Raw genomic sequence first — 24,057 nt, forward strand, 5'->3', positions numbered from 1 at the left:
GTGTCACCAGTTGGCCGCGGTCAGCAGGTCGCCGTACTCGTGCTCCCGCGCCACCTGCCGCAGGTCGGAGTCGACCATCATGCGCATGAGCTCGCCGAACGAGACGGCCGGCTTCCAGTTGAGGGCCGCGCAGGCGCGGGTGGTGTCGGCGCAGAGCACCTCGACCTCGGCCGGCCGCACCAGGGCCGGGTCGATGACCACGTGGTCCTTCCAGTTGAGCCCGGCGTGGTCGAAGGCGATCTCGACGGCGTCGCGCACGGTGTGCATGACACCGGTGCCGATCACCCAGTCGCCCGGGTCCTCCTGCTGCAGCATGGCGTGCATGGCCCGCACGTAGTCGCCGGCGAATCCCCAGTCGCGCACCGCGTCGAGGTTGCCCAGGTGCAGCTTGTCCTGCACGCCGAGCTTGATGCGGGCCACCGCCAGGGAGATCTTGCGGGTGACGAACTCGGAGCCGCGCCGCGGGGACTCGTGGTTGAAGAGCATGCCGCTGACCGCGTACATCCCGAACGACTCGCGGTAGTTGCGGGTGATGAAGTGCCCATAGACCTTCGCCACGCCGTACGGGGAACGGGGGTGGAAGTTGGTGGTCTCCGACTGCGGGGTCTCGGCCGCCTTGCCGAACATCTCGGACGACGAGGCCTGGTAGAAGCGGATCTGGCCGCTGGAGTCGCGGTGCGGCGTCTTGAGGCCGCTGACCATGCGGATGGCCTCGAGCATGCGCAGCACGCCCATGCCGTTGACCTCGGTGACCAGTTCGGGCTGCTCCCACGACATCGGCACGAACGAGATGGCGCCCAGGTTGTAGACCTCGTCCGGCTGCACCTTGTCCACTGCGGACACCAGGCTGGCCTGGTCCATCAGGTCGCCGTTGACGAAGTTGAGCGCGGTCGCGAGCCGGCTGATCCGCGACTTGCGCGGGTTGGCCTGGCCCCGCACGAGGCCCCACACCTCATAGCCCTGCTCCAGCAGATACTCCGCGAGATAGGACCCGTCCTGGCCGGTGACTCCGGTGATCAGCGCGCGTTTGGGCATCGATGTCGTCTCCCTGGTCACTTCGCTCGAGGACGCGAGGCGTCGCTTCGAGGGGACACTAGGTCAGCTACGACTAGGGAAATCTGCGGAACTTGGGCGCCCAGGCCTAGTGATTTACCGGCGGAACATGGGGTCAACTCGTCCGGTGCTGACCGGATTTCTGCGTGCCTATCTGCGGCCGTACCGGTCGAGGATCGCTCTGATCGCGGGCCTGCAGCTCGTGCAGACCGTGTGCATCCTGCTGCTGCCCACCCTCAACGCGCTCGTCATCGACAACGGCGTGGTCGAGGGCTCGATGGGCTGGATCGTGGGGGTCGGCGTCGCGATGGGCGCGGTCACGCTCGTGCAGGTGACCGTGGCGATCTCGGCCGAACGCAAGGGGGCCGCCGTCTCCGCCGCCCTCGGCCGTGACCTGCGGTCGGCGGTGTTCCGGCGGGTGCTGAGCCTGTCGGCCCGCGAGGTCGACCACTTCGGCACGCCGTCGCTGATCACCCGCACCGTCAACGACGTCAAACATGCGCAGACCCTCACGCTCACCCTCTTCGACACGGCGCTGGCCACGGCGATCCTGTCGATCGGCGGCGTGGTTCTGGCCGTGACCCAGGACTTCTGGCTCGGCCTGCTGCTGGTCGCCATGTTCCTGACGGTGTGCGGGTGCATCGGCTTCATGATCGCGACGATGGCGCCGCTGTTCGAACGCCTGCAGACCGGCATCGACCTCATCTCCCGCATCCTGCGCGAGCAGATCATCGGGGTCCGGGTGGTCCGCGCGTTCGTCCAGCAAAGGCGCGAGCACGAGCGCTTCGACGCGGCCAACCGGTTCATCTTCCAGCCCTCGCTGCGGGTGGGCCGCCTGATGACCACGTTCGCCGCGATGGTGACGCTGGTGACCAACATCTTCATGACCGCGCTGGTGTGGTTCGGCGGCCGGCGCATCGACGACGGCTCGCTGCAGCTGGGCACGCTCAGCGCGCTCATCGGCTATCTGACGCTGATCGTGCTGGCGATGGTGATGATTCTGGTGGTCGTCACCGGACTGTCGCGCGCGCTCGCCTCCGTGCGCCGCATCACCGAGGTGCTCGACTCCGAGCCGAGTGTGGACGAGCCCGCTGTCCCGGTGCAGTCGCGCACCGAGGGCGGCTTCATCGAGGTGCGCGAGGTCGACTTCGGGCACCCCGGTTCGGAGGCGCCCGTCCTGCACCGCGTCGACCTCGTCGTCCGCCGGGGCGAGACCGTGGCCCTGGTCGGCGGCACCGGCAGCGGCAAGTCGACGCTGCTCAATCTGGTGCTGCGCCGCTACGACGTCACCGGTGGCGCGATCCGCATCGACGGGGTGGACGTCCGGGATCTGAGCGCCGACCGGCTGACCACCCTGGTCGGGGTGGTGCCGCAGACGACCCGGCTGTTCTCCGGCACCGTACGGGAGAATCTGCACTTCGGTGATCCAGGCGCGGACGACACCCGGCTGTGGTGGGCGCTGCGGGTCGCGCAGGCCGAGTCCTTCGTGGCCGAGCTGCCCGACGGGCTCGACACTCCGCTCGCGCAGGGCGGCCGCAGCCTCTCGGGTGGCCAGCGGCAACGGCTTGCGATCGCTCGTACGTTGTTGCGCCGGCCCCGGGTTCTGCTGCTCGACGACTGTTTCTCGGCCCTGGACGGCGGCACCGAGTCGCGGCTGCGGGCTGCCCTGCGCCACGAACTGTCCGGCACCACCGTGCTGCTGACCAGTCAGCGGGCCGGGGCGGTGCGGGACGCCGACCGGATCGTGGTGCTCGACGCCGGGCGCCTCGCCGGTGACGGCCGGCACGCCGACCTGATCCGCGACTGCCGCGTCTACCGCGAGATCGTGCAGTCCCAGCCGCTCGGAACCGAGACACCCGGAAGGGAAGCCGTGGATGCCGCCCACGACTAAGGGCGACACCGCCCGCCGCCTCCTCGCCCTGTTCCGCCCGCAACGCGCGGCCCTGATCGGCGCCGTCGTGCTCGCGCTGTTGTCGACGGCGGCCAGCCTGCTCGGTCCGTACCTGCTGGGCCTGGCCACCGACCTGATCGCGGCCGGCATGGTCGGCCGCACCCTGGACCCCGGCGCGAGCAAACAGGACGTGCTGGCCCGGCTGCGCGAGCAGGGCGACGGCACGCTGGCCAACGTCTTCAGCACCATGGACCTGGTGCCGGGCGAGGGTGTCGACTTCACCAAGCTGGGTTTTGTCATCCTGGCCAGCCTGGCCGTCTTCGTCATCGGCGGCTTGTGCCTGTGGTTGCAGGGCCGGGTCGTTGCCCTGGCCGTGCAGAAGGCCCTGTTCGAGCTGCGCGACCGGGTCGACCGCAAGCTGGCCCGGCTGCCGCTCGGCTACTACGACCGCACGCCGCCCGGTGAGGTGCTGAGCCGGGTCACCAGCGACGTCGACAACCTGCAGCAGACCCTGCAGCTGACGGTCGGGCAGACCCTCAACATGATTTTCGCGATCGTCAGCGCGCTGATCGTGATGCTGGTCCTCTCCCCCACCCTGGCCCTGCTCGTGCTGATCACCGTGCCGATGGCGGGCGCGCTGTGGTTCCTCATCGGCAAGCGGGCCGGGCTGCGGTTCGCCGCGCAGTGGGCGGCCAACGGCGCCATCACCTCGCGCGTCGAGGAGGTCTACTCGGCGCACCACCTGGTCCGCGGCTTCCGGCGCGAGCAGCGGGTGCAGGCCCGCTTCGACGCCGAGAACGAGGCGCTGGCCGACACCGAACGCCAGGCTCAGGCGCTCACCGGCCTCATCGAGCCGTCCACGAGGTTCATCACCGATTTCTCGTACGTCCTGGTCGCCGTGTTCGGGGCGGCCCGGGTCGCCGCCGGCTCGATGTCGATCGGCGAGGTGCTCGCGTTCACCCAGTACGCCGGTCAGTTCACCCGTCCCATGGTGGTGCTGGCCGGGGTGGCCGGTCAGATGCAGTCCGGGCTGGCCTCGGCCGAGCGCGTCTTCGAGCTGCTCGACGCCGAGGAGCAGAACCCCGACCCTGCGACGCCGATCCGCCCCGAGGTGGTGCGCGGGCGCATCGACTTCGACCGGGTCGCGTTCCGCTACGTGCCCGACGTCCCGCTCATCCGGCAGCTGTCGTTGAGCGTGGCGCCGGGCAGCATGGTCGCGATCGTCGGCCCGACCGGCGCCGGCAAGACCACCCTGGGCAACCTGCTGATGCGTTTCTACGAGGTGGACGAGGGCCGCATCCTGCTCGACGGCGCCGACATCGCCGCCATGAGCCGCGACGAGCTGCGCTCCCAGATCCGCCTGGTGCCACAGGAGCCGTGGCTGTTCGCCGGCACGGTGGCCGAGAACATCGCGTACGGCTGTCCCGGCGCCTCCCGCGAAGAGGTCGTGGCCGCCGCCCGCGCGACCGGTGTGGACCGGTTCGTGCGGGCCCTGCCCGAGGGCTACGACACCGTGCTGGACGACGACCGGACCACTCTCAGCGCCGGCGAGCGGCAGCTCATCACGCTGGCCCGCGCGTTCCTGGGCCAGTCGGCCGTGCTCATCCTGGACGAGGCCACCAGCTCGGTCGACACCCGCACCGAGGCCTACGTGCAGGAGGCGATGAGCACGCTGCGAGCCGGGCGCACCAGTTTTGTGATCGCCCACCGGCTCTCCACTGTGCGCTCGGCCGACATCATCCTGGTGCTCGACCGCGGCGACATCGTCGAGTGGGGCACCCACGACCAGCTGCTGGCCTACGGCGGCCTCTACACCGAGCTGTACGCGGGGTCGCTCGCGCCGGCCGATAGCTGACCGGGCCCAGTACTTTCACTAGACAAAAAACTGTTATCGACGCCGATGTTTTGCGTTTGTTTCCATTCGGAACACCGGGCGGTCCGGTTCGCGGGTGCTTTCCCTGCCTCGATTGCCGAGCCTCGATGTATTCTCCTAGTATCGCTGACGGGATGATCCGTAATACTCCTACTAGGAGCCGTTAGGATGACCGTGCTCGACGCTGCTCACCGCCCCCCGACGTCACCATTGGACGTCCTCGGATATTCCTCTCCGCTGCTCCCCGCGACCAGCCGGAGCGGAGAACTCTTCCGATCGCTGTTCGAGCGATCGGGTGTCGGCATCGCCGTTCTCGACGGTGGTTGCCGGATTCAGCGGGCCAATGCCGATCTGCTGTCCATTCTCGATCGCGACGCCGCCGAGGTGGAGGGCCTGGAGTTCTCCGGGCTGCTGCCCACCGAGTGCCGGCGGCGCCTGCTGAACAGCCTCGACGGCCTGCGTGCGGGCCGCGAGCGCCGGTTCGGCGAACACGTGCAGGTCCGCCGCCCGGACGGCAGCGCGGCCGAGGGCCACCTCACCGCGGTGCCGCTGCGGGTCAGCGGCGCCGACCCCACCGCCATCATGATTCTGCTGGTCAGGTCGCGGAAGCCGGTGGCTCCCGAGCCGGCCGTGGCCAGCACCAAGGTGCTCAGCGAGGTGGACGCGCGGATCCTCGAGGGGGTCGCCGCGGGTGCCTCGACCGTGCAGATGGCCGGCCAGCTCTTCCTCAGCCGCCAGGGCGTGGAATATCACGTGAGCGCCATGCTGCGACGCCTCAAGGCCCCCAACCGGCCGGCGCTCGTCTCGCGGGCGTACAAGCTCGGAATTCTCAGTGCCGGCACCTGGCCGCCGCGCGCCGATCCGCAATTCGTCTACTAGTCACGCCGAAGGCGCCGGGCGATTACCGCGCGGCGCCTTTTCGTTTCCGCAGCGTTTTCCGGAACGCACAAATGGACCCGCGCCGCCGGGCGGGGTCCATTTCGCATTTCTGGACGAGCGGTCAGAAAAATTCTTGACGAATGGTCAGACTTTCACATACTCCGGGTGCACCTTCGGCGGCCACACCTCGGTATTGAACATGCCGATGGAATGCGCCTTCGAGACGAGCGCCGGACGATTCGGGGCACGCAGCATTCGCAGGAGTGCGGTGACCCGGTATTCGACCCCGCCGCGGCTCATGAACAGCAGCGAGGCGAGCTTCACGGTGGACACCCCGGCGGCCACGCCCTCGAGGATGCGCGCGTCCATCGGCTGGAGCGACAGCTTGACCGAGGCCGGCGCCGGCCGCTCGTCCTCCCGGGGCTTGGCGATGACGAGAACCAGAACGGTGTCGACCTGTCCGGCGGCGTCGGCCACCGCGATCGCGGTCATCTCGGCCGGGACGAGCGTGCCGTCGGGCTGGACCGCGAGGATGCGCTCGGTGAACCGTTCGCGACGCCCGGCGACGAGTTCGGTCAGCTCCCGCTCGACGGTGCTGCGGACGCTGCGGTGCAGCAGAGCGAGGAACGGGCGGTCGTAGGTGTCCTGCGGCCGGCGGTTGACCTCGCGGAGGAAGTCGGTGTTCGCCTCCCGCACCCGCAGCCGGGCGTCGAGGTTGGCCATGCAGAGGCCGGACTGCTCGAACAGCGACCGGAACCCGTCGGCGAACTCGCCGGAGTCCAGGAGGCCCACGGAAGAGCTTTCGAAGAATATCGCGTCTTCCACAGGATTCATCAGTACTGACCCTTCCAACAGGTATCCGGCCTTCGACATCGTTCGTCTCCGGCACTGACGAGCGCGCTGGGACCCCGTGACGCCGCCCCGCAATCTCGTCACACCAGGGGCAACGCTTGAAACTGCAAGTAGCCTACGTGTCGCATCTCTCTCCACCTATCGGCAAACCCGCGTCTTGAGTAAAACTTGCGCGTTGGGGCAAGCGCTCCCGACGAGTTAACCGCAACGTCACGCTAATGTTCCCGGCCCGTATCAGCCATCCCGGCGATGAGGATACGGGCAGGCCAGGGGCGGTTTACCACACGACTCGGTCATCGCCAGGCCCGGCTCACGCCCGAGTAGCGCCCGTCAAACCGCGGACATCGAGCCGTCAATGACCGACGTATCCGCGGTCCGACAAGTGCGATCCTTCAAAGCTTGATACAAGCGCGTTATGGCATTCGCAGTGAACATTTAAGTGCAACCAGAGAATGCCTTCCGGTGAGATTGTAAAGCTGATTGTCGAATCGATTCGACGTGCTATTACCGTGATTATCGGAATGGATTCCCGACGGGCCCCGGCAACGCCCTGGCCTCGGCCGACACCCTTACCGGACCCCTGCCCGCCCCGCGGGGCCGCCGGTTCGGCCGAGCCGGACTGACCGAAAGTATGGCCTTAGGACCCACTTTTCGGATTGCCACCAGCATCCCGACGAGAGCCCTGTGACCGCGCCCACTCACCAGGGTCCCCGCCAAGGGGATTTGCCCGGTATCGCGCCCGGCGCCCACCGGCATCCCGGAGCCACCAAAACGAATATTAAGGTGCCCGCCGCGAGCGACCGGCGGCCCACACCCGGCCCGGCCTTCCGGTCACGAACCGGCCACCCACATCCGCGAACCGGTCACCGGCCCGCCGGTGAGCTCTAGTGATTTCCAGACGCCGGGAGCGGTCCCATCTCGTCGTACACCCTGCGTACGTCGCGGCGGCATCGCTGCCCCGCCATCCCTTATAGCCCCTCTCTAAGGAGAGACCTTGTCCTCACGCCGCCAGATCCTGCGCTTCGGCGCCGCGACCGGCATAGTCGCCGCCTCCGGCGCGGGCGCCGGCTACTTCCGCACCCAGGCCGCCGCGGCCGAGGTGCGTCCGGCCCCGTCGGCAACCCCGTCGGCGCGGCCGGTGGCCACTCCCCCGGCCTTCTCCGTGCCGCTCAGCGTCCCGCCGACGCTGCGCCCGTCGAAGGTCACCGCCGACACCGACTACTACGAGATCACCATCGGCAAGAGCCACGCGAACATCGTCCCCGGCGCCCGCACCGAGGTGCTGACCTATCAGGGCAGCTATCCGGGGCCGACGATCCGCGCCCGGTCGGGCCGCAAGGTCGTCATCAAGCAGCGCAACCACCTGGACGAGCCGGCCTCGGTGCACCTGCACGGCGGCTCGGTCGAACAGGCCAGCGACGGCTCCCCGATGACGCCGATCAAGTCGGGCGGCTCGCAGATCTACACCTATCCCAACCTGCAGCCGCACGCGAACCTGTGGATGCACGACCACACCCACCACCTGGAGTCCGAGCACCTCTACCGCGGGCTCGCCAACCTCTACCTGCTGACCGACCGGATCGAGCAGTCACTGCCCCTGCCGTCCGGCCGCTACGACGTGCCGCTGATGCTCAGCGACGTGCGGCTCGACAGCAAGGGCCAGCTCGTCTACGAGATGGACGACGCCTTCAACCGTACGACGCTGCTGGTCAACGGCCGCCCGCGCCCGTACTTCAAGGTGGACGCCCGCAAGTACCGGTTCCGCCTGGTCAACACGTCCAACCTGCGCATGTTCTGGCTCAGCCTCTCGGACGGCACGCCGCTCACGGTGATCGGTGCCGACGGCGGCCTGCTCCCCGCCCCGTACGAGACGGAACGCCTTTTGATCTCGCCCGGCGAGCGCGCCGACCTGATCATCGACTTCTCGAAGTACGCCCCCGGCACCCAGCTGATCCTCAAGAACGACCTGCCGCCCGGCGACCCCTCGCTGATCGGCGAGGTCATCCGCTTCGACGTCGGCCGCAAGGTCCGCGACACCAGCTCGGTCCCGGCCACGCTGCGCACGCTGCCCGCCGTCCCCGAGGCCGACACCACCCGCCAGATGGTCATGTACATGGACGAGGTCGGCGCCGGCACCAACGCGTTCCTCAACGGCAAGGCCTTCGACGCCGGCCGCATCGACATCGACATCAAGCACGGCAGCACCGAGGAGTGGATCCTCACCAACACGAGCCAGACCATCCCGCACAACTTCCACACCCATCTGGTGCAGTTCCGGGTGACCGGCCGCAACGGCGGTCCCGCGACCGGCTTCGAAACCGGCCTCAAAGACACCGTGCTGCTGTGGCCGGGCGAATACGTCACGCTGCGGGCCACTTTCGACACCTACCGCGGCGTCTTCCCCTACCACTGCCACATGGTCGATCACAGCGCGATGGGCATGATGGCCCAGATGCGCATCGCCTGATCGACGACCGCGCCCGGACCCGCACGACTCGGGGTCCGGGCGCGCGTCCCGCTTGCGCTTATTTTCCCGTACGGGGTTGAGCCGTGCCCGCCAGCCCAGGCACAAGGATCAGCGCCGCCACCAGGTGCAGCAGCGCCAGAGAAACCTTCGCGCCCGTGGTCAGCCCGCCGGCCGGGCCACCCAGCGACAGCAGCAGCACCACCGCCCCGACGATCGTGAAAACCCGCCCCGGGTTGGCCGTCCAGCGCTCCAGCAGCGCGAGCACACCCCACCCGGCGAACCCGGCCACGACCGTCGCAATGATCACCGCGGCCAGCCCGACCGTCTGCTCGGCGCCTCCCGTCTTCGCGCGGATCTCGACTCCGAAGGCCAGGTGCGCGATCACCCACACCACGGCCGTAGCCACCGCGGCCACCAGAATCGTGATCAGCCGCCGTTGGGTCACTCCGCGGCCGGTACCAACAACATTCGCCACACGCCACCTCGCCGTCGATCCCCATCAATCGTCCAGCCTGACGTTAACGGCGTTCGCACCGAGAATTCCTTAAAGTCCGCGCTGCCCGGGTTCCTCCGGCCAGGCGTTCGGTCGAAGCCCGGCTGCGCTGCGCCAGGCATTGCTTTCCCCCCGATGCGGTCGCTGCCTTCCCCGACAACCAGGCGCGGGACCAGACCCTGCGCATGCTGGTGAAGCCGAGCGTCGCCGGCACGAGCTGGCGCATCCGGGTGACCAACGAGTTCGGCACGCGGCCGGTGACCTTCCAGCGGGCGTACGCGGGAAGGCAGTCGACCGGCGCGAACGTGGCGCCCGGCACCAACCGTCCCCTGACGTTCGCCGGACGCTCGTCGGTCACCGTGCCCGCCGGCCGCGCCGCCTGGAGCGACCCGGTGCCGGTCAAGGTGTCCGACGCCCAGACCCAGCGCCTCGCGGTGAGCCTGTTCGTGGCCGGCGCGAGCGGCCCGATGACATGGCACGCGGCCGGTTTCACCACGTCCTACCTGTCCGATCCGGGCGCCGGCGACCACACCGCCGACCGCGCCGACACGGCGTTCCCGCACTCGACCACGTCCTGGTTCTTCCTCTCCGAGGTGCAGGCGCAACGCCCCGCCACCTCGACCGTCGTGGCGTTCGGCGACTCCATCACCGACGGCTTCTTCTCCACCATCAACGGCGACGACCGCTGGCCCGACGTCCTGCAACGCCGCCTGAACGAGCGCCCGTCCGCGCGCGGCCCCGTCTCGGTGGTGACGCAGGCGATCTGCGGCAACATGGTGACCCGCATCGGCCGGACCCCGGGCGGGTGCACACCGTGCGACGGTCCCCCGGCTCTCGACCGCCTCGACCGCGATGTCCTCGACGTTCCCGGCGTACGGGTCGTCATCCTGCTCGAGGGCATCAACGACCTCGGCGGCGGCAACGCCACGGCCGACCAGGTCATCGCCGGTTACCAGGAGATCATCCGCCGGGTCCACGCCCGGGGCATCAAGATCATCGGTGCCACCCTGACCCCGTCCGCGGGCACCGCGTTCGGCCTCTACGGCACGCCCGAGACCGACGCCAAGCGCCGCGCGGTCAACCACTTCATCCGCACCAGCGGCCAGTTCGACGGGGTGGCCGACTTCTCCGCGGTCACCGAGGACCCGGCCAACCCCGGGCACCTGAAGCCGGCCTTCGACACCAACAGCAGCGTCGGCGGGCCCGGCGACCACCTGCACCCCAACCGGGCCGGCTTCCTGGCCATGGGTGGCGCCGTCGACATCGCCCAGATCCAGCGCTACGCCCTCGCCCCGGCGGCCTGACCTCTCGGCCGATCGTCGTTGCTTCCCGGCCGGGCGGCTCGTCCCGCCCGGCCGATTCGTCGCCCTTCGTGTCACTGCCGCCCCACGCGTAACCGATCGTGAGAGGGTCGGTCGGTGACCGAGGATGATCATCGGTCCGTTCCCGCGTGACCGGTGGTGGGCCGGTAGGAAGTGACGACCAAAGGTGACGACAGAAGTGCGGTCTCTCGAGGAGGCCGTCCGTTCGGCCGTCGAGCAGGGACACGCGGAGCTCGAGCTCCTGGACGACATCACCGGCACGCTGATCGGTGCGTTCGCGCACGGGGCGACCGGCGCGCACGCCCGGCTGGACGACTTCACCCGGGCGTTCCCGGACGAGCTGCGCCGCCACCTCGACCGGGAACGCGGATCGCTCGGGTCGTTCAACATCGCGTTCTTCGGGCGTACCGGCGCCGGCAAGAGCACCCTGCTGTCGACGTTCGGGCGGCTCGACGGCGAGTATGTCTCCCCCGGTGAGAGCGACTGCACCACCGACATCCGCCCGATCGACTGGCGCGACTGCCGGCTCTACGACACCCCCGGGACCAACGGCTGGGGCCGCACCCGCAGCCGCGAGGTCCTCGAGGCCGAGGCCCGCCGGGCGGTCGAGATCGCCGACATCGTTCTGCTGTGCTTCGACAGCCAGTCGCAGCAGGCGATGGAGTTCCAGAAGATCGCCTCGTGGATCCGCGCCCACGGCAAGCCGGTGGTGGCCGTCCTCAACGTCCGCAACGCCCGCTGGCGCCACCCGGCCAAGGTCCGGCCGGCATCGCGCCGCAACCTGTCCGAGCCGGTGCGCCAGCACGTCGACAACATCCGCACCCACCTGGCCCAGATCGAGCTGCACGACGTCCCGGTGGTCGCGATCAACAGCCGGCGGGCCCTGTTCGCCCGCGCCTCGACCCCTTTCCGCGGCCCGGCCCAGAAGGACTTCCACCACGAGCGGGAGGCGTTCGGCCCGGACTACCTCGACCGCTGGTCGAACATCGGCGCCCTCGAAGACCTGATCGTCGCCGCGATCGCCGAGGGCGGCGCCGACCTGCGGCTGGCCGCGCTCCGCGAGGACATCCGGTCCCGGGTCCGCCACGGCATCGGCGAGCTCGAAGACCTGGCTGCCACGGTCGAGCGGGAGGCCGCGGCCCTCGAGGACGAGGTCGAGTCGCTGTTCGCCGTGGTGGGCTATCCGGAGGAGGCCGAGCGGGCCCGCTGGCTGCACGAAGCGGAGTCCGGGGCCGATCTGGTCGACGGGTCGGAGAAGGCGCGCGGCGACCGCCCGTACACGTCCCCGGTCCGCGGCTCCCTGGACCGGTTCGTCCGGCACCTCGCCGCCTCGCACTTGTCCGGCGCCCGCCAGCAGGCGATGGCCCGGGCCGACGAGCTCATCCGGAAGGCGTTCGACAAGCAGACCGCGTACGACGAAACGAAGTTCCGGGAGGCCGTCTTCGATCAGGCCGCCCTGGACACCGCGATCAAGGCCGTCGAGGAGGGGCGCCGGTCGTTTCTGCAACGCGAGCTCGAAGCCGCGGTGGACGACCGGTCCCTGGGGTACGGCGGAGCGGCCGCGCACGCCGCCAAGGTGCTCGGCAACAAGGGTGGCGGCATCGCGGGCGACCTGCTGCGCGGATCCGGCATCGCGGTCGGCGCGGGCGCGGTGGCCGTGCCGTTCGTGGCCGTCGCCATCCTGTCCAACCCGGTAGGCTGGGCCATCGGCCTGACCGCGCTGGGCGTCGGCATCGCCGGACAGGTCGGCCAGCACTTCGGCAAGAAGATCACCAAGGACTCGTCGGACCAGGCCCGCAAGGCGAGGGCCCGCGCGATCGCCGACAGCCACCACGCCGTCGGCCAGACGTTCGACGGTTATGAGGAGGCCATCGTCCGCGACAGCCGCGAAGGGGCGTGGACGCTGCTCGCCCCGGCGGTCAGTGAGTCGCTGCGCGCCGCGACCGCGCTGCGCACGGCCGGGCACCGGATCGCCGAGCTGATCGACAGCCTGCGGGCCGCCGAGGACGGCATCAATCCCGCGCCGCCGGTGACCGATGTCCTGCTGCGGGCGCAGCGCCGGATGGGCGCGACCCCGGCCGCGGTGACCCGGGCGCTGCTGGGCGAGGACTGGCTCGAATCCGCCGTCGACCACCAGCCGGCGTCGATCGGTGACGCCGCCCGCGAGGTGTACGCCCGCCGCGCGGAAGAGGACCACAGCCGCCTGACGCGGGTGCTGGCCGGGGTGTGGGACACCGCGACGGCCGTGCGGGTCCGCTCGTGGCGCGACGACCTCGGCGCCGCGGCCCGGCACGACCCGGAGCTGTTCGACATCGAGCGCACGTTCTGGCGGGTGGAGGCGGCACGGCCGGCCGTCGTAGTGCTCGGCGACTACAACTCCGGCAAGTCGTCGCTGATCCGCCGGATCCTGGTCGACCGCGGAGAGCGACCGCCGGCGGCGTTCGACATCCGGGCGACACCCGCGACCGCCACGGCGAGCCGCTACCCGCTGGGTGGCTTTGATCTGGTCGACACGCCGGGCCTGCAGAGCGGCGACGGCGGGCACGACGCGACGGCGTTCGCGACGGTCGCCGAGGCCGCCCTCGCGGTCGTCGTCGTCCACAACAATCTGATGGTCGGCGACACCCGGGCACTGGAGGAACTGGTCGCGGCCAAGGGCGACCGGACGGTGTTCCTCATCAACCGCTGTGACGAGCTCGGCGTGGACCCGCTGACCGCCCCCGAGCAGTATCTGAACCTGCAGGACCGCAAGCGCGAGGAGCTGCGGGCGGCCTTCACCACGCGGTCGGTCGACATCGGTCTCGACCGGATCCACTGCCTGTCCGGCGACCCGTTCGGTCTCATGAGCGACGCCGCCCCGGCCGAGCGGGCCGACTTCGACGAGAACCGCGCGTGGGACGGCGTCGACGCGGTCACCGGCGCGCTGTCCGGACTCACCGACGAGCAGCGCTCGGCGGCCGCTTCGGTGGCGGCGTTCGACGCGGCGGTCACCGACCTCAAGCGGCACCGGCAGGGCCTGCGGGAGATCCGGGCCGACGGCGAACGGGAACTGAAGCGCTCGGAACCGCTGATCGAAGCCCTCCGGGCCGCGGTGAAGGACGCCGGCCTCCTCGAAGGGTCCCTGCGCGAGGACGCCCGCCGCATCGTGACCGCGCACGTGGTGACGGCCAAGGCCGAGGTCGCGCGGGTCGACCGCGGGGACGCCGGCAAACTGGCCCATCTGGTCGACTCGTGGTGGCGGACGCCCGCGTTCGAGGCCGACCTCGACCGGTTCCTGGCCGACGCCGCCCGCAAGCTGGCCGACTGGCACACCGACCACGTCTCGGCCATCGGCCGCGAGCTGCGCGCCGCCGAGTTCCAGGTGGCGCCCGAGTTCGCAGCCGCGTTCGAGGCCGCCGAAGGCACGGCCTGGCACGAGAACGTGACCGAGAAGGCGGGCATCGTCGCCGACGTCGCCGCGAAGGCGGCCAAGATCCTGGGCAACCGGGACGCGGTCTACACGATCGGCAAGTTCTTCGACGTCAAGTTCAAGCCGTGGGGCGCGGTGAACGGCGGTCTCAAGGTCGCCAAGGTGGGTGCGGTCCTCGGGGCGATCGCCACCGCCGCCGACATCGCGTCGATGGCCACGGACGCCCAGAAGGACGGCAAGCACCGGGCCCAGCTGGAGTCGGCGGCGCAGGCGATCGACGAGGCCGGGGCCGCCCTGGTCGACCAGATCATGCAGGGCGAACAGGGCGACGGTCCGGTCGGTTTTCTCGAGGCGCGGGCCGGGGAACTCGGCGCACTGCTCGACGAGCACCTCGGCCGGGCCGCGTCGATCACCGGACGGATGCGGTCGGCCCAGACCCGGGCGGCGATGGCCGGGGCCCTGATCGCGGCCGCGGACGAACTGACCGGCTCGTCGAAGGGGAATGAGTGACCGTGGTCGACATCAACGCCGTACGGGAATGGCTGGGTCGTCTGCCCGGAGGATCACCGGCCGGGGCGCAGTCGGACGACTGGGAGGTCTTCGCCAAGCAGGACCGTCCGGTCGTGACGCTGTTCGGCTCGTACGACACCGGCAAGAGTTCGCTGCTGCGCCGGTTGCTGGTCGACGCGGGCCGGGAGGTTCCGGGCTGGCTCACCATCAGCGCCCGCCACGAGACCTTCGAGGTCAACGACGCCGAGTTCGACGGCTGCGTCCTGCGGGACACCCCCGGCTTCAGCGTCGGCGGTTCCGACCTGCGCGCCCGCACCAACACGGGCCGGGCGATGGCGGCGGTCGGGCTCACCGACGTCGGCGTCGCGGTGCTGACCTCGCAGCTGGCCACGGCCGAACGGGACCTCCTGCAGGAGCTGGTCGCCCAGCGCTGGCCGGCCGGGACGATGTGGTTCGTCATCTCGCGCTTCGACGAGGCGGGGGTGGACCCGGAGTACGACCTCGCGGACTACCGGGAACTGCGCGACCGCAAGGTCAGCGAGCTGCGGGATCTGTTCGGCCTGGACGAGCGGGCCCGGATCTTCGTCGTCGCTCCCGACCCGTACCAGACGGCCGGCTCCTTCACCGATCTCGACCGGACGACCTGGGACGAGTTCCGGGGCTGGGACGGCATGGACGACCTGGCCGGCGCGCTCGCGGCGGTGTCGTCGTCGCCGGACCGCCCCGAATGGCGTGCGGCGGCCGGGCAGCGTTACTGGGCCCGGGTTCTGGACGAGACCGTGACCGAGCTGCGGGCCCAGCTGGCCGACTACACGACCCAGGCCCAGGTGGCGGCCCAGGGCGTGGCCCGCCGCGAACTCTGGGAGAACGAGCTCGACGCCCTCGACAAAGCCGCCCGGGCCGGCCTCGACGGTCTCGTCGACGAGGTCGTGCGACGCACCTGGGATGCGAACGCGGACGACCTGAAAACCGAGATCCAGCGCGCCTTCGACGATTGGTTCACCCGGCACGAGGTTCGCCTCCAGCGGCTGCGGCAGTCGGTCCGCAAGACCAAGGAACGCGAGCGGGCCCGGCCGTCCTGGGCCGGGTTCGCCGCCCTGGTCGAGAACCTCGGATCCGATCAGACGACCGGACAGCCGGAGGGCAGCGACATCTCGGGACACGTCGAAACGGTCGGTCCCATGCTGATCGGGGTGCTGCGGGCCGCGACCGAAGTGGCCGGCACGCCCTCGGGCCGCAAGGCCGCGGCCAAGGCGGCGAAGACGGCGGGGCGTCTGGGCAAGGGCATCGGCGTCGCCGAGGCGGTCCTGCCCCTCGCCGTGCACGTCGCGAAGTTCGTCGACGAGAAGCGGTCGGACCAGGCCCGCCGCAACGAGGAACGGGCCGCTGTCGACGCCCGGCAGCAGGTCGTCGCCGAGTGCACGCAACGCGCCCGCGAGGCCTGGCAGCCGTTCGTCGACGACGTGCGCGACGAGATCGTTGCCGAGACCGCCGACCAGGTCGCCCTCGACGCCCAGCTGCGCGATCTGGTCGGACAGCTGGAGAGGGCCGTGGCCGAGGGCGAGAACCTAAGCTAGTGCCCGCAGGCCCGCCGCCAGCAGTTCGGGGACGGCCTGTTCGGCCTGGGCCGAGGTGGCGTCGGCGGCGCGGTAGCTGATCCCCTGCGCGATGACGGCCAGCTTGAAGTTGGCCAGGGCCAGATAGAACGGCCAGTCGTCGAGGCTCACCCCGCGCCGGCGGGCGTACGCCTCGGCGATCGCGTCGGCGCCGGGCAGGCGGTCGCTGGCCCAGGCGGCGTCGAGGGCCAGGATCGGGTCGAGCTGCGGCTGGCGGTAGACGCACATGAGCGCGATGTCGGTGAGCGTGTCGCCCACGGTGGCCAGTTCCCAGTCGACCACGGCCAGCACCTTGCTGATGTCAGCCAGGTCGAGCAGCGTGTTGTCGATGCGGAAGTCGCCGTGCACCACGCCGATGTGAGCCGGACCGGCCGGCAGCGCGGCGACCAGGCGGGCGTGCAACCGGGTCGCGTCGGCCAGGTCGCGGCTCTTCACCTCGGTCCACTGCCGCCACCACAGGCGCACCTGACGTTCCAGGAAGCCGTCGGGCCGGCCCAGCCCGCTCAGCCCGACCTCGGCCACGTCGAGCGAGTGCAGGTCGGCCAGCACCCGCACCAGCTCGGTGACGCAGGCCTCGAGCTCGCGGTCGGTGTAGGTGTCGAGCTGGGCCCGGGTGCGTACGACCAGCCCGGTGATGAAGGCCGACACGGCGAACGGGGCGCCGATCCAGGAGGTGTCCTCGCAGAGCGCGACGGCGGCGGGCACCGGCACCGGGCTGTACTGCAACGCCTGGGCGACCCGCCATTCCCGGGCCACGTCGTGGGCGGACGGGGTGAGCCCGGTCAGCGGCGGCCGGCGGACGATCCAGCGGTGGAGGCCGTCGGTGACCGCGTACGTCAGGTTGGAGCGCCCGCCGCTGACCAGCTCGCTCGTGAGCGGCCCGGCCACCGGCACATCCCGGCTGCGCAGGAACGCGGCGACCCCGTCCAGGTCGAGACTCATGCCTCGTACCCCCGGGTCCCGGCCCGGCTCATCACGATCTCGTTGATCACCGTACGCGGGGACAGGTCGAGCAGGGTCAGTACGGTCCGCACGACGTCGTCGACCGGGATCATCCGCTCCGGCGGCACGGTGTCGCGGATCCAGGCGCTCATGTCGGTGTCGACGTAGCCGGGCGCGATCGCCGTCGCGGTCACCCCGTGGGCCGATTCCTCGGCGTTGATGCCACGGACGAGGGCCAGCAGAGCGGCCTTGCTCGCCCCGTACGCGGAAAGCTTTGGCTCGGCCTGGATCCCGGTGATCGAGGACAGCGCGATGACCCGGCCGCCGCCCGAAGCGGCCCGCAGCAACGGCAGCGCCTTGGTGACGAGCACGAACGGCGCCCGCGTGTTGAGCGCGAACTGTTTGTCGAAACGGGCCATCGGATCACCGGCCAGCGGCGCGGCCGAGCCCACCCCGGCGCACAGGATGAGGGCGTCCAGCGTGTCGTGCTCCAGGACGACGTTGTCAGCGTCGGTCGCGAGGTCGGCCGCGACGGCCTCGACCTTTCCGGCGCCGGCCGCCTCGGCCTCGGCCGCCACCTCAAAAGGGCGCCGCGCCACCAGGGTCAGGTTCCAGCCCCGCGCGGCCAGGGCGAGCGCGATCCCCCGCCCGATGCCCCGCGACGCCCCGGTGACCACGGCCCTTCGGGGGCCGGTCATGGCGCGGTCTCGACGATCGAGCGGGCGATCTGCTGGTACCGCTCGAGCAGCGCCTCCACCGGCAGCGACCCGTCCGGCCGGTACCACGACGCAACCCCCACACAGAGCGACGCGATGGCCCGGCTGGCGTCCTTCGGATACGGGGTGTGGAAAATTCCTTCCCGTACGCCGTCCAGGATCACCTGGTCGAGCATGCGTTGCTGCTCGTCGCGTTTGGCCACGTACCGTTCCCGGTTGCCCGGTTCGAGGCTGCGAAGTTCGGCCGTCGACACGGTGGCCCCCGTACGCCGGTACATGTGGAACCGCAGCAGCGATTCGACCAGCGCGTCGAACTGCGAGCGAGGATCGGCCGCGGCGTCCTGGAGGGCTTGCCGGCTGCGGGTCAGCAGCTCGTCGATGATGACGTTCATCAGGTCGAACAGGATGTCCTGTTTGGACGGGTAGTAGTGGTAGACGCCGGGGACGCTCAGGCCGGAGCGGCGGGCCAGGTCGCGGGTCGTCGTGCCGTGGTAGCCGTGCTCGAAGAAGGCCTGCAGGGCGGCCTCGAGGATGCGGGAGAAGTCGAGTTCCCCGTACGCGCGCCAATCGGACTCGGTCGACATCGGGTCGGTCGCCGCCTCTCTTGTCGTGGATCCCGGGCGGTTCACAGCTTGCCCCGTCGCCCCTCCCGCCGCGGATCCCGGGCGGCTTGCAGCTTGCCCCTGCGCCTCTTCCGTCGAGGATCCCGGGCGGCTCGCAGCTTGCCCCTGCGCCTCTTCCGTCGAGGATCCCGGGCGGCTCACGGCTTGCTCCTTCGTTCTCGGGCCGCGGCGATCAGGGCGTCGAGTGCCTCAGCGTCGTCGACGGCTCCACGGTCGATCACGCGCCCCGGGTCGGCGCCCTGCAGGATGCGTTTGACGGGCACTTCGAGGCGCTTTCCCGTACGGGTGTGAGGCAAACGCGCGACGGCGATCACGTCGTCGGGCACATGCCGGGGCGAGGTCCGCTCGGCGACGACCCGCCGGATCCGGTCCGGTTCGGCGTCCCCGACCACGAACAGCGGCATCCAGTAACCCCCGTCCGGCTCCTCGACCCCCACGACGAGGGCGTCCGCCACGAGGTCAGCAACCGCCGCGTAGATCTCGGCCGAGCCCAGCCGCACCCCGTGCCGGTTGATGGTCGCGTCCGACCTCCCGAGGATGACAACGGTGTCGCGCTCGGTCCGGACAATCAGATCCCCGTGGCGCCACACACCCGGGAACATGTCGAAGTAGGTGTCCCGCATTCTCACGTCACCGGTGTCGTCCCAGAAACGAAGCGGCATGGACGGCATCGGCCCGGTGATCGCCATCTCCCCCGGCGTCCCGGCCGGCACCGGCATGCCACCGGTGTCCCACACCTCAACCGCCGCGCCCAGGGCGGCCGCACTGATCTCCCCGTCGAAAACCGGGGTGTTGGGCGCACTGGCCACAAAGATGCCGCAGATATCGGTGCCGCCGCTCATCGACCCCAGCTGCACCCGTTCGCTGACGTTCGCGCGGAACCACTCGTTGGCCGCAGCCGGCAGCACCGACCCGGTCACACCGACCAGCCGCAGCGAAGGCACTTCGGGTTCCAGTCCCGCCCGTTGCGAGGCTTCCAGATAGCCCGGGCTGGTGCCGAACACCGTGACACCCAGATCGGCCACGATCCCCCACAACGCATCCGTCGCCGGCGCCGTCGGCTTCCCGTCGTACAGCACGTTGGTCGCGCCGTGCAGCAGCCCACAGACCTGCGCGTTCCACATCATCCAGTTCGGCGTCGTGTACCAGAAGAACGTGTCTTCGGCCCGCAGATCCATATGCAAACCCGGCGAGACAAGCTGCTCCAGCAGAATCCCCCCGTGCCCGTGCACGATCCCCTTAGGCCGCCCAGTGGTGCCCGAGGTGAAGAGCACCCAGAGCGGATGGTCAAACGGCACAGTCAGAGCTTCCCGCACCGGTTCAGCCGCCAGCGCGTCCCGCCACGTCCCACCGCCGCTTCCAGCCCTGACGTCGACACCAGAATCAACATTGACCTGCCCGACCCCACCGCCGACACCGGAATCAACATTGATTTTCTCGTCAACGTTGACCGTCGGATCAATATTGACGACCGCGTCGCTGTTGACGGCTGAGTCGATGTTGATGGGGGTGAGCTTGACGTTGAGGTCCGGGGCGGCTGCGGGTAGGCCTGCGGTCTCGACGGTGATCGTGTGCTGCAGGCCGGGGAGCAGGTCACGCAGGGCGCGCGCCTCGGGCCGGCGGTCGTGGACGCGGCCGCCGAACCAGTAGCCGGTGCCGGCGATCAGCACGCGCGGGGACAGCTGGGCCATCCGCTCGGCCGCTGACTGCGCCGCGTAGTCGAGGCCGGTCTGTGCCCACACCGCGCCGATCAGCGCGGTCGCTACGAACGCCACTACTCCCTCGACGCAGTTGGGCAGGTAGGCGGCTACCCGGTCTCCCGGCTCGACCCCGAGCGCGCGCAGGTGTCCGGCCACGGCGGCTGACTGTGCGCGCAGTTGCCCGTACGTAAGCGAGGTGTGCACTCCGTCCTCGCTCACCAGGACCACGGCGTCCTGATCGGCGGCGCCTGCGCGCACCAGGTGATGGCCGAAATTGAGTGTTCCGCCCGGGAACCACTCGGCGCCGGGCATCCGGCTCTGCGCGAGGGTGTCGCTCGGCGGCGTCACCCAGTCGACCGCGAAGAAGTCGGCCACCGCTCCCCAGAAATCCCCGGGCGACGCCACGGACCACGCGTGCAGCTCGCGATAGTCGGTCACGTCGTCGAACGCGGCGAGACCGCGATCGGCCACCCATTGCGCGAAGTGCACGATCCGCGCATCACGAACCCCGACCGGGTCGGGTAGCCAGGTCATGAGCGCCGCCCGCGGGTGGGTAGCAGGGAACCACGGGTCAGGACCACGTCGACGGCTACGGCGATGATGAGCACCGCGCCGGTGGCGAAGTACTGGACCTCGGTCGTCAGGCCTAGCAACTGCACGCCGTTGCTGATGGAACCTATTACCAGGGCGCCCAGGATCGCGGACCAGATTGAGCCTCGGCCGCCGAACAGGCTGGTGCCACCTACCACGGCGGCGGCGATCGCGTTGAGCATCAAGGGGCCGCCGCCGGAGGTTACCGAGACGCCCAGCTGTCGGGAAGCGTCGATCATGCCGGCCACGGCCGCGCACGCGCCGAGGATGAGGAAGGAGTAGAGGACCATCCGGCGTACGGGAATGCCGGCTCTTTGCGCGGCCTCGCGGTCACCGCCGACCGCGTAGAGGTGGATGCCGTAACGGGTCTGGGTGGTGAAGTACCAGGCGATCAGCAACATCACCGCGACGATCAGCACCGGCATGGGCAGGCCACGCTGGCGGGTCAGGATGAAGACGCCCCCGAAGAGCACCGCGGCCACCAGCACGGCCGGCACGACCACTGACACCGGTGACGTGCGGGTGCCGGTGGAGAGCCGCTCCCGGTATTGGAACGTGCCGTAGGCCGCGAAGGCCAGTGTTCCCACCGCCGCCAGCAGATAGCTGGTGCCCGCGGGGATCGCCGTGCTCGCGATTTTGGCGAACGACGTGCCGGCCACGCTGACCGTGAACTCGGGCGGGAGCACGACCAGGATGAGGCCCTGCAGGATCACCATGCCGCCCAGCGTGACGATCAGTGATGGCACGCCGAACGTGATGACCAGGGCCTCGATGAGCGTGATGGCCATGCCGGCCGCGATCGCCACGGCGATGGCCAGCGGCAACGGCAGACCGCTGTTGACGGCCAACCCGGCCGCGACCGCCGCGCAGACGCCGGAGAGCACGGCCGACGACAGGTCGATCTCGCCGACGAGCAGCACGAAAACCACGCCCAGGGCGAGGATCGCGGTCGTGGCGATCTGCAGAGTCAGGTTGGTGATGTTGCGGAAGCTCAGGTAGGCCGAGCTCTGGCTGTAGAAGACGGCCCAGATGATGGCCAGCGTGACCAGCACGGGAATGCTGCGGTGACCCCGGCCGGCCATCTCGATGACCCGGGCGGCGGGAGTGCGGGCGGTGGTCTCGGTGGCGACGCTCATCGGTCCCCGTCCTCCTCGTGCGCCCCGGTCATGGCGCTGACCAGGTCGGACGGCGTGTATTCACCGCGGCGGAACTCGGCCACCTTGGTGCCCAGGCGCAGCACCACGACGCGGTCGGCGATCTGCCGTACGTCCTTCATGTCGTGCGAGATGACGACCACGCCCCGGCCCTGGTCACGCAGCCGGTGGACCAGGTCGAGCACCTCGCCGCGCTGGGAGACGCCGAGGGCCGCGGTCGGCTCGTCGAGGATCACCACCGCGGGATCGCTGATCAGGGCGCGGCAGATCGCAATTCCCTGCCGCTGGCCGCCGGAGAGGGCGACAACGGGGGTGCTGAGCGAGCGGAGCTTGACCGACAGCGACTCCAGGATCCGCTGGGCCTGCTCCTCCATCAGGTGCCGGCGGACCCGGCGACCGGACCACACCGGCCCGTAGCGCTCCTGGCCGAGAAACAGGTTCTGGACGGCGTCCAGGTTGTCGCAGAGCGAGAGATCCTGGAACACCGTACGGATCCCGGCTTCGGCCGCCGCACGGGGCGACACCAGGCGGGCGCTCTCGCCGCGGACCCGGATCTCGCCGGTGTCCGGTGACTCCACCCCGGACACGATCTTGACCAGGGTGGATTTGCCGGCGCCGTTGTCGCCGATGAGCGCGACGACCTCGCCCTGGTGCACCGACATGTCGATCTCGTGCAGGGCCCGTACGCCGCCGAAGTGTTTCGAGATCTTGGTGAGCTCGAGCAGGGTCATGGTGTCCTCCCGCGCGGGCGGCCGGGGTCAGCCGGCCGCCCGAGGTGAAAAGGCCTACTTGTTGCGGGTCTTGCAGGTCTCGGTGCCCTCGGCCGGGCCCACGCAGATCTGCGCCCAGGTGAAGATGCCGAGATCGACGGCCTTCTGTACGGCGTCACCGGGGTCCTTGCCGTCCTCGAGGTGGATGAGCGTCGACTCGAGCTTGGCCGTGGGCACCTGCATGGCGCCGTTGTCGATGGTGTCCTTGACCAGGTCGGCCGGTGGCTGCTGCCCGTTCACGGCGGCCAGCGCGATCTTGGCCGCCCCTTCGGCCTCGACCGAGAACGCCTTGAGCACGTTGTCCTGCTGGTCGCCGGTGAGCATGTACTGCAGGCCGGTCAGCTCGGGGTTCTGCCCCCCGTACACGGGCGTCTTGAGGTTCTTGTCCTTGAGGGCCGCGATGATGCCGGCCGTGATGCCGTCGTAGAAGCCGAAGAACGCGTTGACGCCGTTCTGCGTCCTGGTCAGGCACTGCTCGGTCGCCTTGGTGGCGTTGTCGGGCGCCCAGTCCTTGATGTAGTCCTCGCAGACGACCTGGATGTCGCCGCTCTGGATCAGCGGGTCGATCACCTTGTTCTGCCCGGCCAGCATCTGCGTGGTGTAGACGTCGCCCTTGTTGCCGTACTGGCGGGCGATCTTGACCGGCTTGGCGCCCAGTTTGCCGCTGGTGACCTGCTCGGCGAAGTAGGTGGCCTGTTGCTCGCCGACCTTCTCGGGGTCGAAGATGACCTGGGCGTAGAGCGTGCCCTTGACCGGCGGGTTCTCATAGCCGATGACCGGCACCTGGGCCTGCTCGGCGGTCTGCAGCAGTCCGGCGCTGGTGTTGGGGTCGGCCGCCACCACCACGAGGGCCTTGGCGCCGGCCGCGATCGCCGCGTTGGCCTGCGCGAGCTGCTGGTTCGAGTCGCCGCCGGCGTTGACGAACTTGACCTCGACACTGGGGTCGAGCGCCTTGATGGCCTTCTCGAACGCCGGGCCGTCCTGCTGGATGTAGCGGGTGGGGGTGGTGTTGGGGGCCATGAAGTAGACGAGCTTAGGTCCACCGCTCCCGGTGCCGGAGGCGTCGTCCGAGTCGCCGCTTCCGCAGGCCGAGACGAGAAGGAGGCTGGCGCAGGCTATGGCTCCAAAGGTGCGTTTCATGGGCTGACTCCTCTGCTCTTCCGCCTTTCCGGCGGAAGAAGGGCATGGGGCATCAC

General features: G+C 69.9%; 17 protein-coding genes. 7 read left to right on the forward strand and 10 right to left on the reverse strand.

The genetic code is table 11. The features are described 5' to 3' along the window. Positions 1–3: 3 nt before the first annotated feature. Positions 4–1,035: a GDP-mannose 4,6-dehydratase gene (locus tag JIG36_RS29650; RefSeq protein ID WP_203379663.1), complete on the reverse strand. Its 1,032-nt coding sequence runs from the start codon at positions 1,033–1,035 to the stop codon at positions 4–6. 127 nt (positions 1,036–1,162) lie between these two features. Between JIG36_RS29650 and JIG36_RS29655 the strand changes: the two genes are divergently transcribed. The 3 genes from JIG36_RS29655 (at position 1,163) to JIG36_RS29665 (ending at position 5,696) form a co-directional block, all read left to right on the forward strand. Further along, on the forward strand, positions 1,163–2,944 hold the full coding sequence (locus tag JIG36_RS29655; protein WP_203379664.1) for an ABC transporter ATP-binding protein: 1,782 nt from the start codon (positions 1,163–1,165) through the stop codon (positions 2,942–2,944). Beyond that, the gene (locus JIG36_RS29660; RefSeq protein ID WP_203379665.1) at positions 2,928–4,799 is read left to right on the forward strand and encodes an ABC transporter ATP-binding protein; all 1,872 of its coding nucleotides are present in this window, start codon (positions 2,928–2,930) and stop codon (positions 4,797–4,799) included. The genes JIG36_RS29655 and JIG36_RS29660 overlap by 17 nt, the downstream gene beginning before the upstream one ends. A gap of 186 nt (positions 4,800–4,985) precedes the next feature. Then, positions 4,986–5,696, forward strand: a complete 711-nt coding sequence (locus tag JIG36_RS29665) for a LuxR C-terminal-related transcriptional regulator (RefSeq protein ID WP_203379666.1) — start codon at positions 4,986–4,988, stop codon at positions 5,694–5,696. A gap of 144 nt (positions 5,697–5,840) precedes the next feature. On the opposite strand, the gene JIG36_RS29670 is transcribed toward JIG36_RS29665, so the two are convergent. Next, positions 5,841–6,530 carry a PAS domain-containing protein gene (locus tag JIG36_RS29670; protein ID WP_203379667.1) on the reverse strand — a complete coding sequence of 230 codons (690 nt, stop codon included), beginning with the start codon at positions 6,528–6,530 and terminating at the stop codon, positions 5,841–5,843. Between the two features lie 1,012 nt (positions 6,531–7,542). Between JIG36_RS29670 and JIG36_RS29675 the strand changes: the two genes are divergently transcribed. Continuing rightward, positions 7,543–9,015 carry a multicopper oxidase family protein gene (locus JIG36_RS29675; protein ID WP_203379668.1) on the forward strand — a complete coding sequence of 491 codons (1,473 nt, stop codon included), beginning with the start codon at positions 7,543–7,545 and terminating at the stop codon, positions 9,013–9,015. A gap of 58 nt (positions 9,016–9,073) precedes the next feature. On the opposite strand, the gene JIG36_RS29680 is transcribed toward JIG36_RS29675, so the two are convergent. Beyond that, complete coding sequence (locus JIG36_RS29680; protein ID WP_203379669.1) at positions 9,074–9,460, reverse strand: DUF6069 family protein; 387 nt, start codon at positions 9,458–9,460, stop codon at positions 9,074–9,076. Positions 9,461–9,693: 233 nt separating this feature from the next. Between JIG36_RS29680 and JIG36_RS29685 the strand changes: the two genes are divergently transcribed. The 3 genes from JIG36_RS29685 to JIG36_RS29695 all read left to right on the forward strand — a co-directional run bounded on the left by JIG36_RS29685 (position 9,694) and on the right by JIG36_RS29695 (position 16,326). Continuing rightward, entirely contained in the window at positions 9,694–10,812 is a 1,119-nt protein-coding gene (locus JIG36_RS29685) for an SGNH/GDSL hydrolase family protein (RefSeq protein WP_203379670.1), read from the forward strand. A 196-nt stretch (positions 10,813–11,008) separates the two neighbouring features. Beyond that, on the forward strand, positions 11,009–14,749 hold the full coding sequence (locus JIG36_RS29690) for a GTPase (protein WP_203379671.1): 3,741 nt from the start codon (positions 11,009–11,011) through the stop codon (positions 14,747–14,749). Further along, a complete protein-coding gene (locus JIG36_RS29695; RefSeq protein WP_203379672.1) occupies positions 14,746–16,326 on the forward strand; it encodes a P-loop NTPase family protein in 1,581 nt (526 codons plus the stop codon). The genes JIG36_RS29690 and JIG36_RS29695 overlap by 4 nt, the downstream gene beginning before the upstream one ends. Here the strand turns inward: JIG36_RS29695 and JIG36_RS29700 are convergent. The 7 genes from JIG36_RS29700 to JIG36_RS29730 form a co-directional block, all read right to left on the reverse strand. Continuing rightward, positions 16,318–17,307: a phosphotransferase family protein gene (locus JIG36_RS29700; RefSeq protein WP_203379673.1), complete on the reverse strand. Its 990-nt coding sequence runs from the start codon at positions 17,305–17,307 to the stop codon at positions 16,318–16,320. The two genes, JIG36_RS29695 and JIG36_RS29700, sit on opposite strands and share 9 nt — an antisense overlap. Further along, a complete protein-coding gene (locus JIG36_RS29705; RefSeq protein WP_203379674.1) occupies positions 17,304–18,005 on the reverse strand; it encodes an SDR family oxidoreductase in 702 nt (233 codons plus the stop codon). Before JIG36_RS29705 ends, JIG36_RS29700 begins: the two co-directional genes overlap by 4 nt. Continuing rightward, positions 18,002–18,652 carry a TetR/AcrR family transcriptional regulator gene (locus JIG36_RS29710; protein ID WP_203379675.1) on the reverse strand — a complete coding sequence of 217 codons (651 nt, stop codon included), beginning with the start codon at positions 18,650–18,652 and terminating at the stop codon, positions 18,002–18,004. Before JIG36_RS29710 ends, JIG36_RS29705 begins: the two co-directional genes overlap by 4 nt. A gap of 131 nt (positions 18,653–18,783) precedes the next feature. Then, the gene (locus tag JIG36_RS29715) at positions 18,784–20,880 is read right to left on the reverse strand and encodes an AMP-binding protein (protein WP_203379676.1); all 2,097 of its coding nucleotides are present in this window, start codon (positions 20,878–20,880) and stop codon (positions 18,784–18,786) included. Then, positions 20,877–22,073, reverse strand: a complete 1,197-nt coding sequence (locus JIG36_RS29720; protein ID WP_203379677.1) for a sugar ABC transporter permease — start codon at positions 22,071–22,073, stop codon at positions 20,877–20,879. Before JIG36_RS29720 ends, JIG36_RS29715 begins: the two co-directional genes overlap by 4 nt. Then, the gene (locus JIG36_RS29725; RefSeq protein ID WP_203379678.1) at positions 22,070–22,822 is read right to left on the reverse strand and encodes an ATP-binding cassette domain-containing protein; all 753 of its coding nucleotides are present in this window, start codon (positions 22,820–22,822) and stop codon (positions 22,070–22,072) included. Before JIG36_RS29725 ends, JIG36_RS29720 begins: the two co-directional genes overlap by 4 nt. A 54-nt stretch (positions 22,823–22,876) precedes the next feature. After that, positions 22,877–24,001: a substrate-binding domain-containing protein gene (locus tag JIG36_RS29730; protein ID WP_203379679.1), complete on the reverse strand. Its 1,125-nt coding sequence runs from the start codon at positions 23,999–24,001 to the stop codon at positions 22,877–22,879. Positions 24,002–24,057 lie beyond the last annotated feature (56 nt).

The sequence above is a fragment of the Paractinoplanes ovalisporus genome (assembly GCF_016834655.1).
Taxonomy (GTDB): domain Bacteria; phylum Actinomycetota; class Actinomycetes; order Mycobacteriales; family Micromonosporaceae; genus Actinoplanes; species Actinoplanes ovalisporus.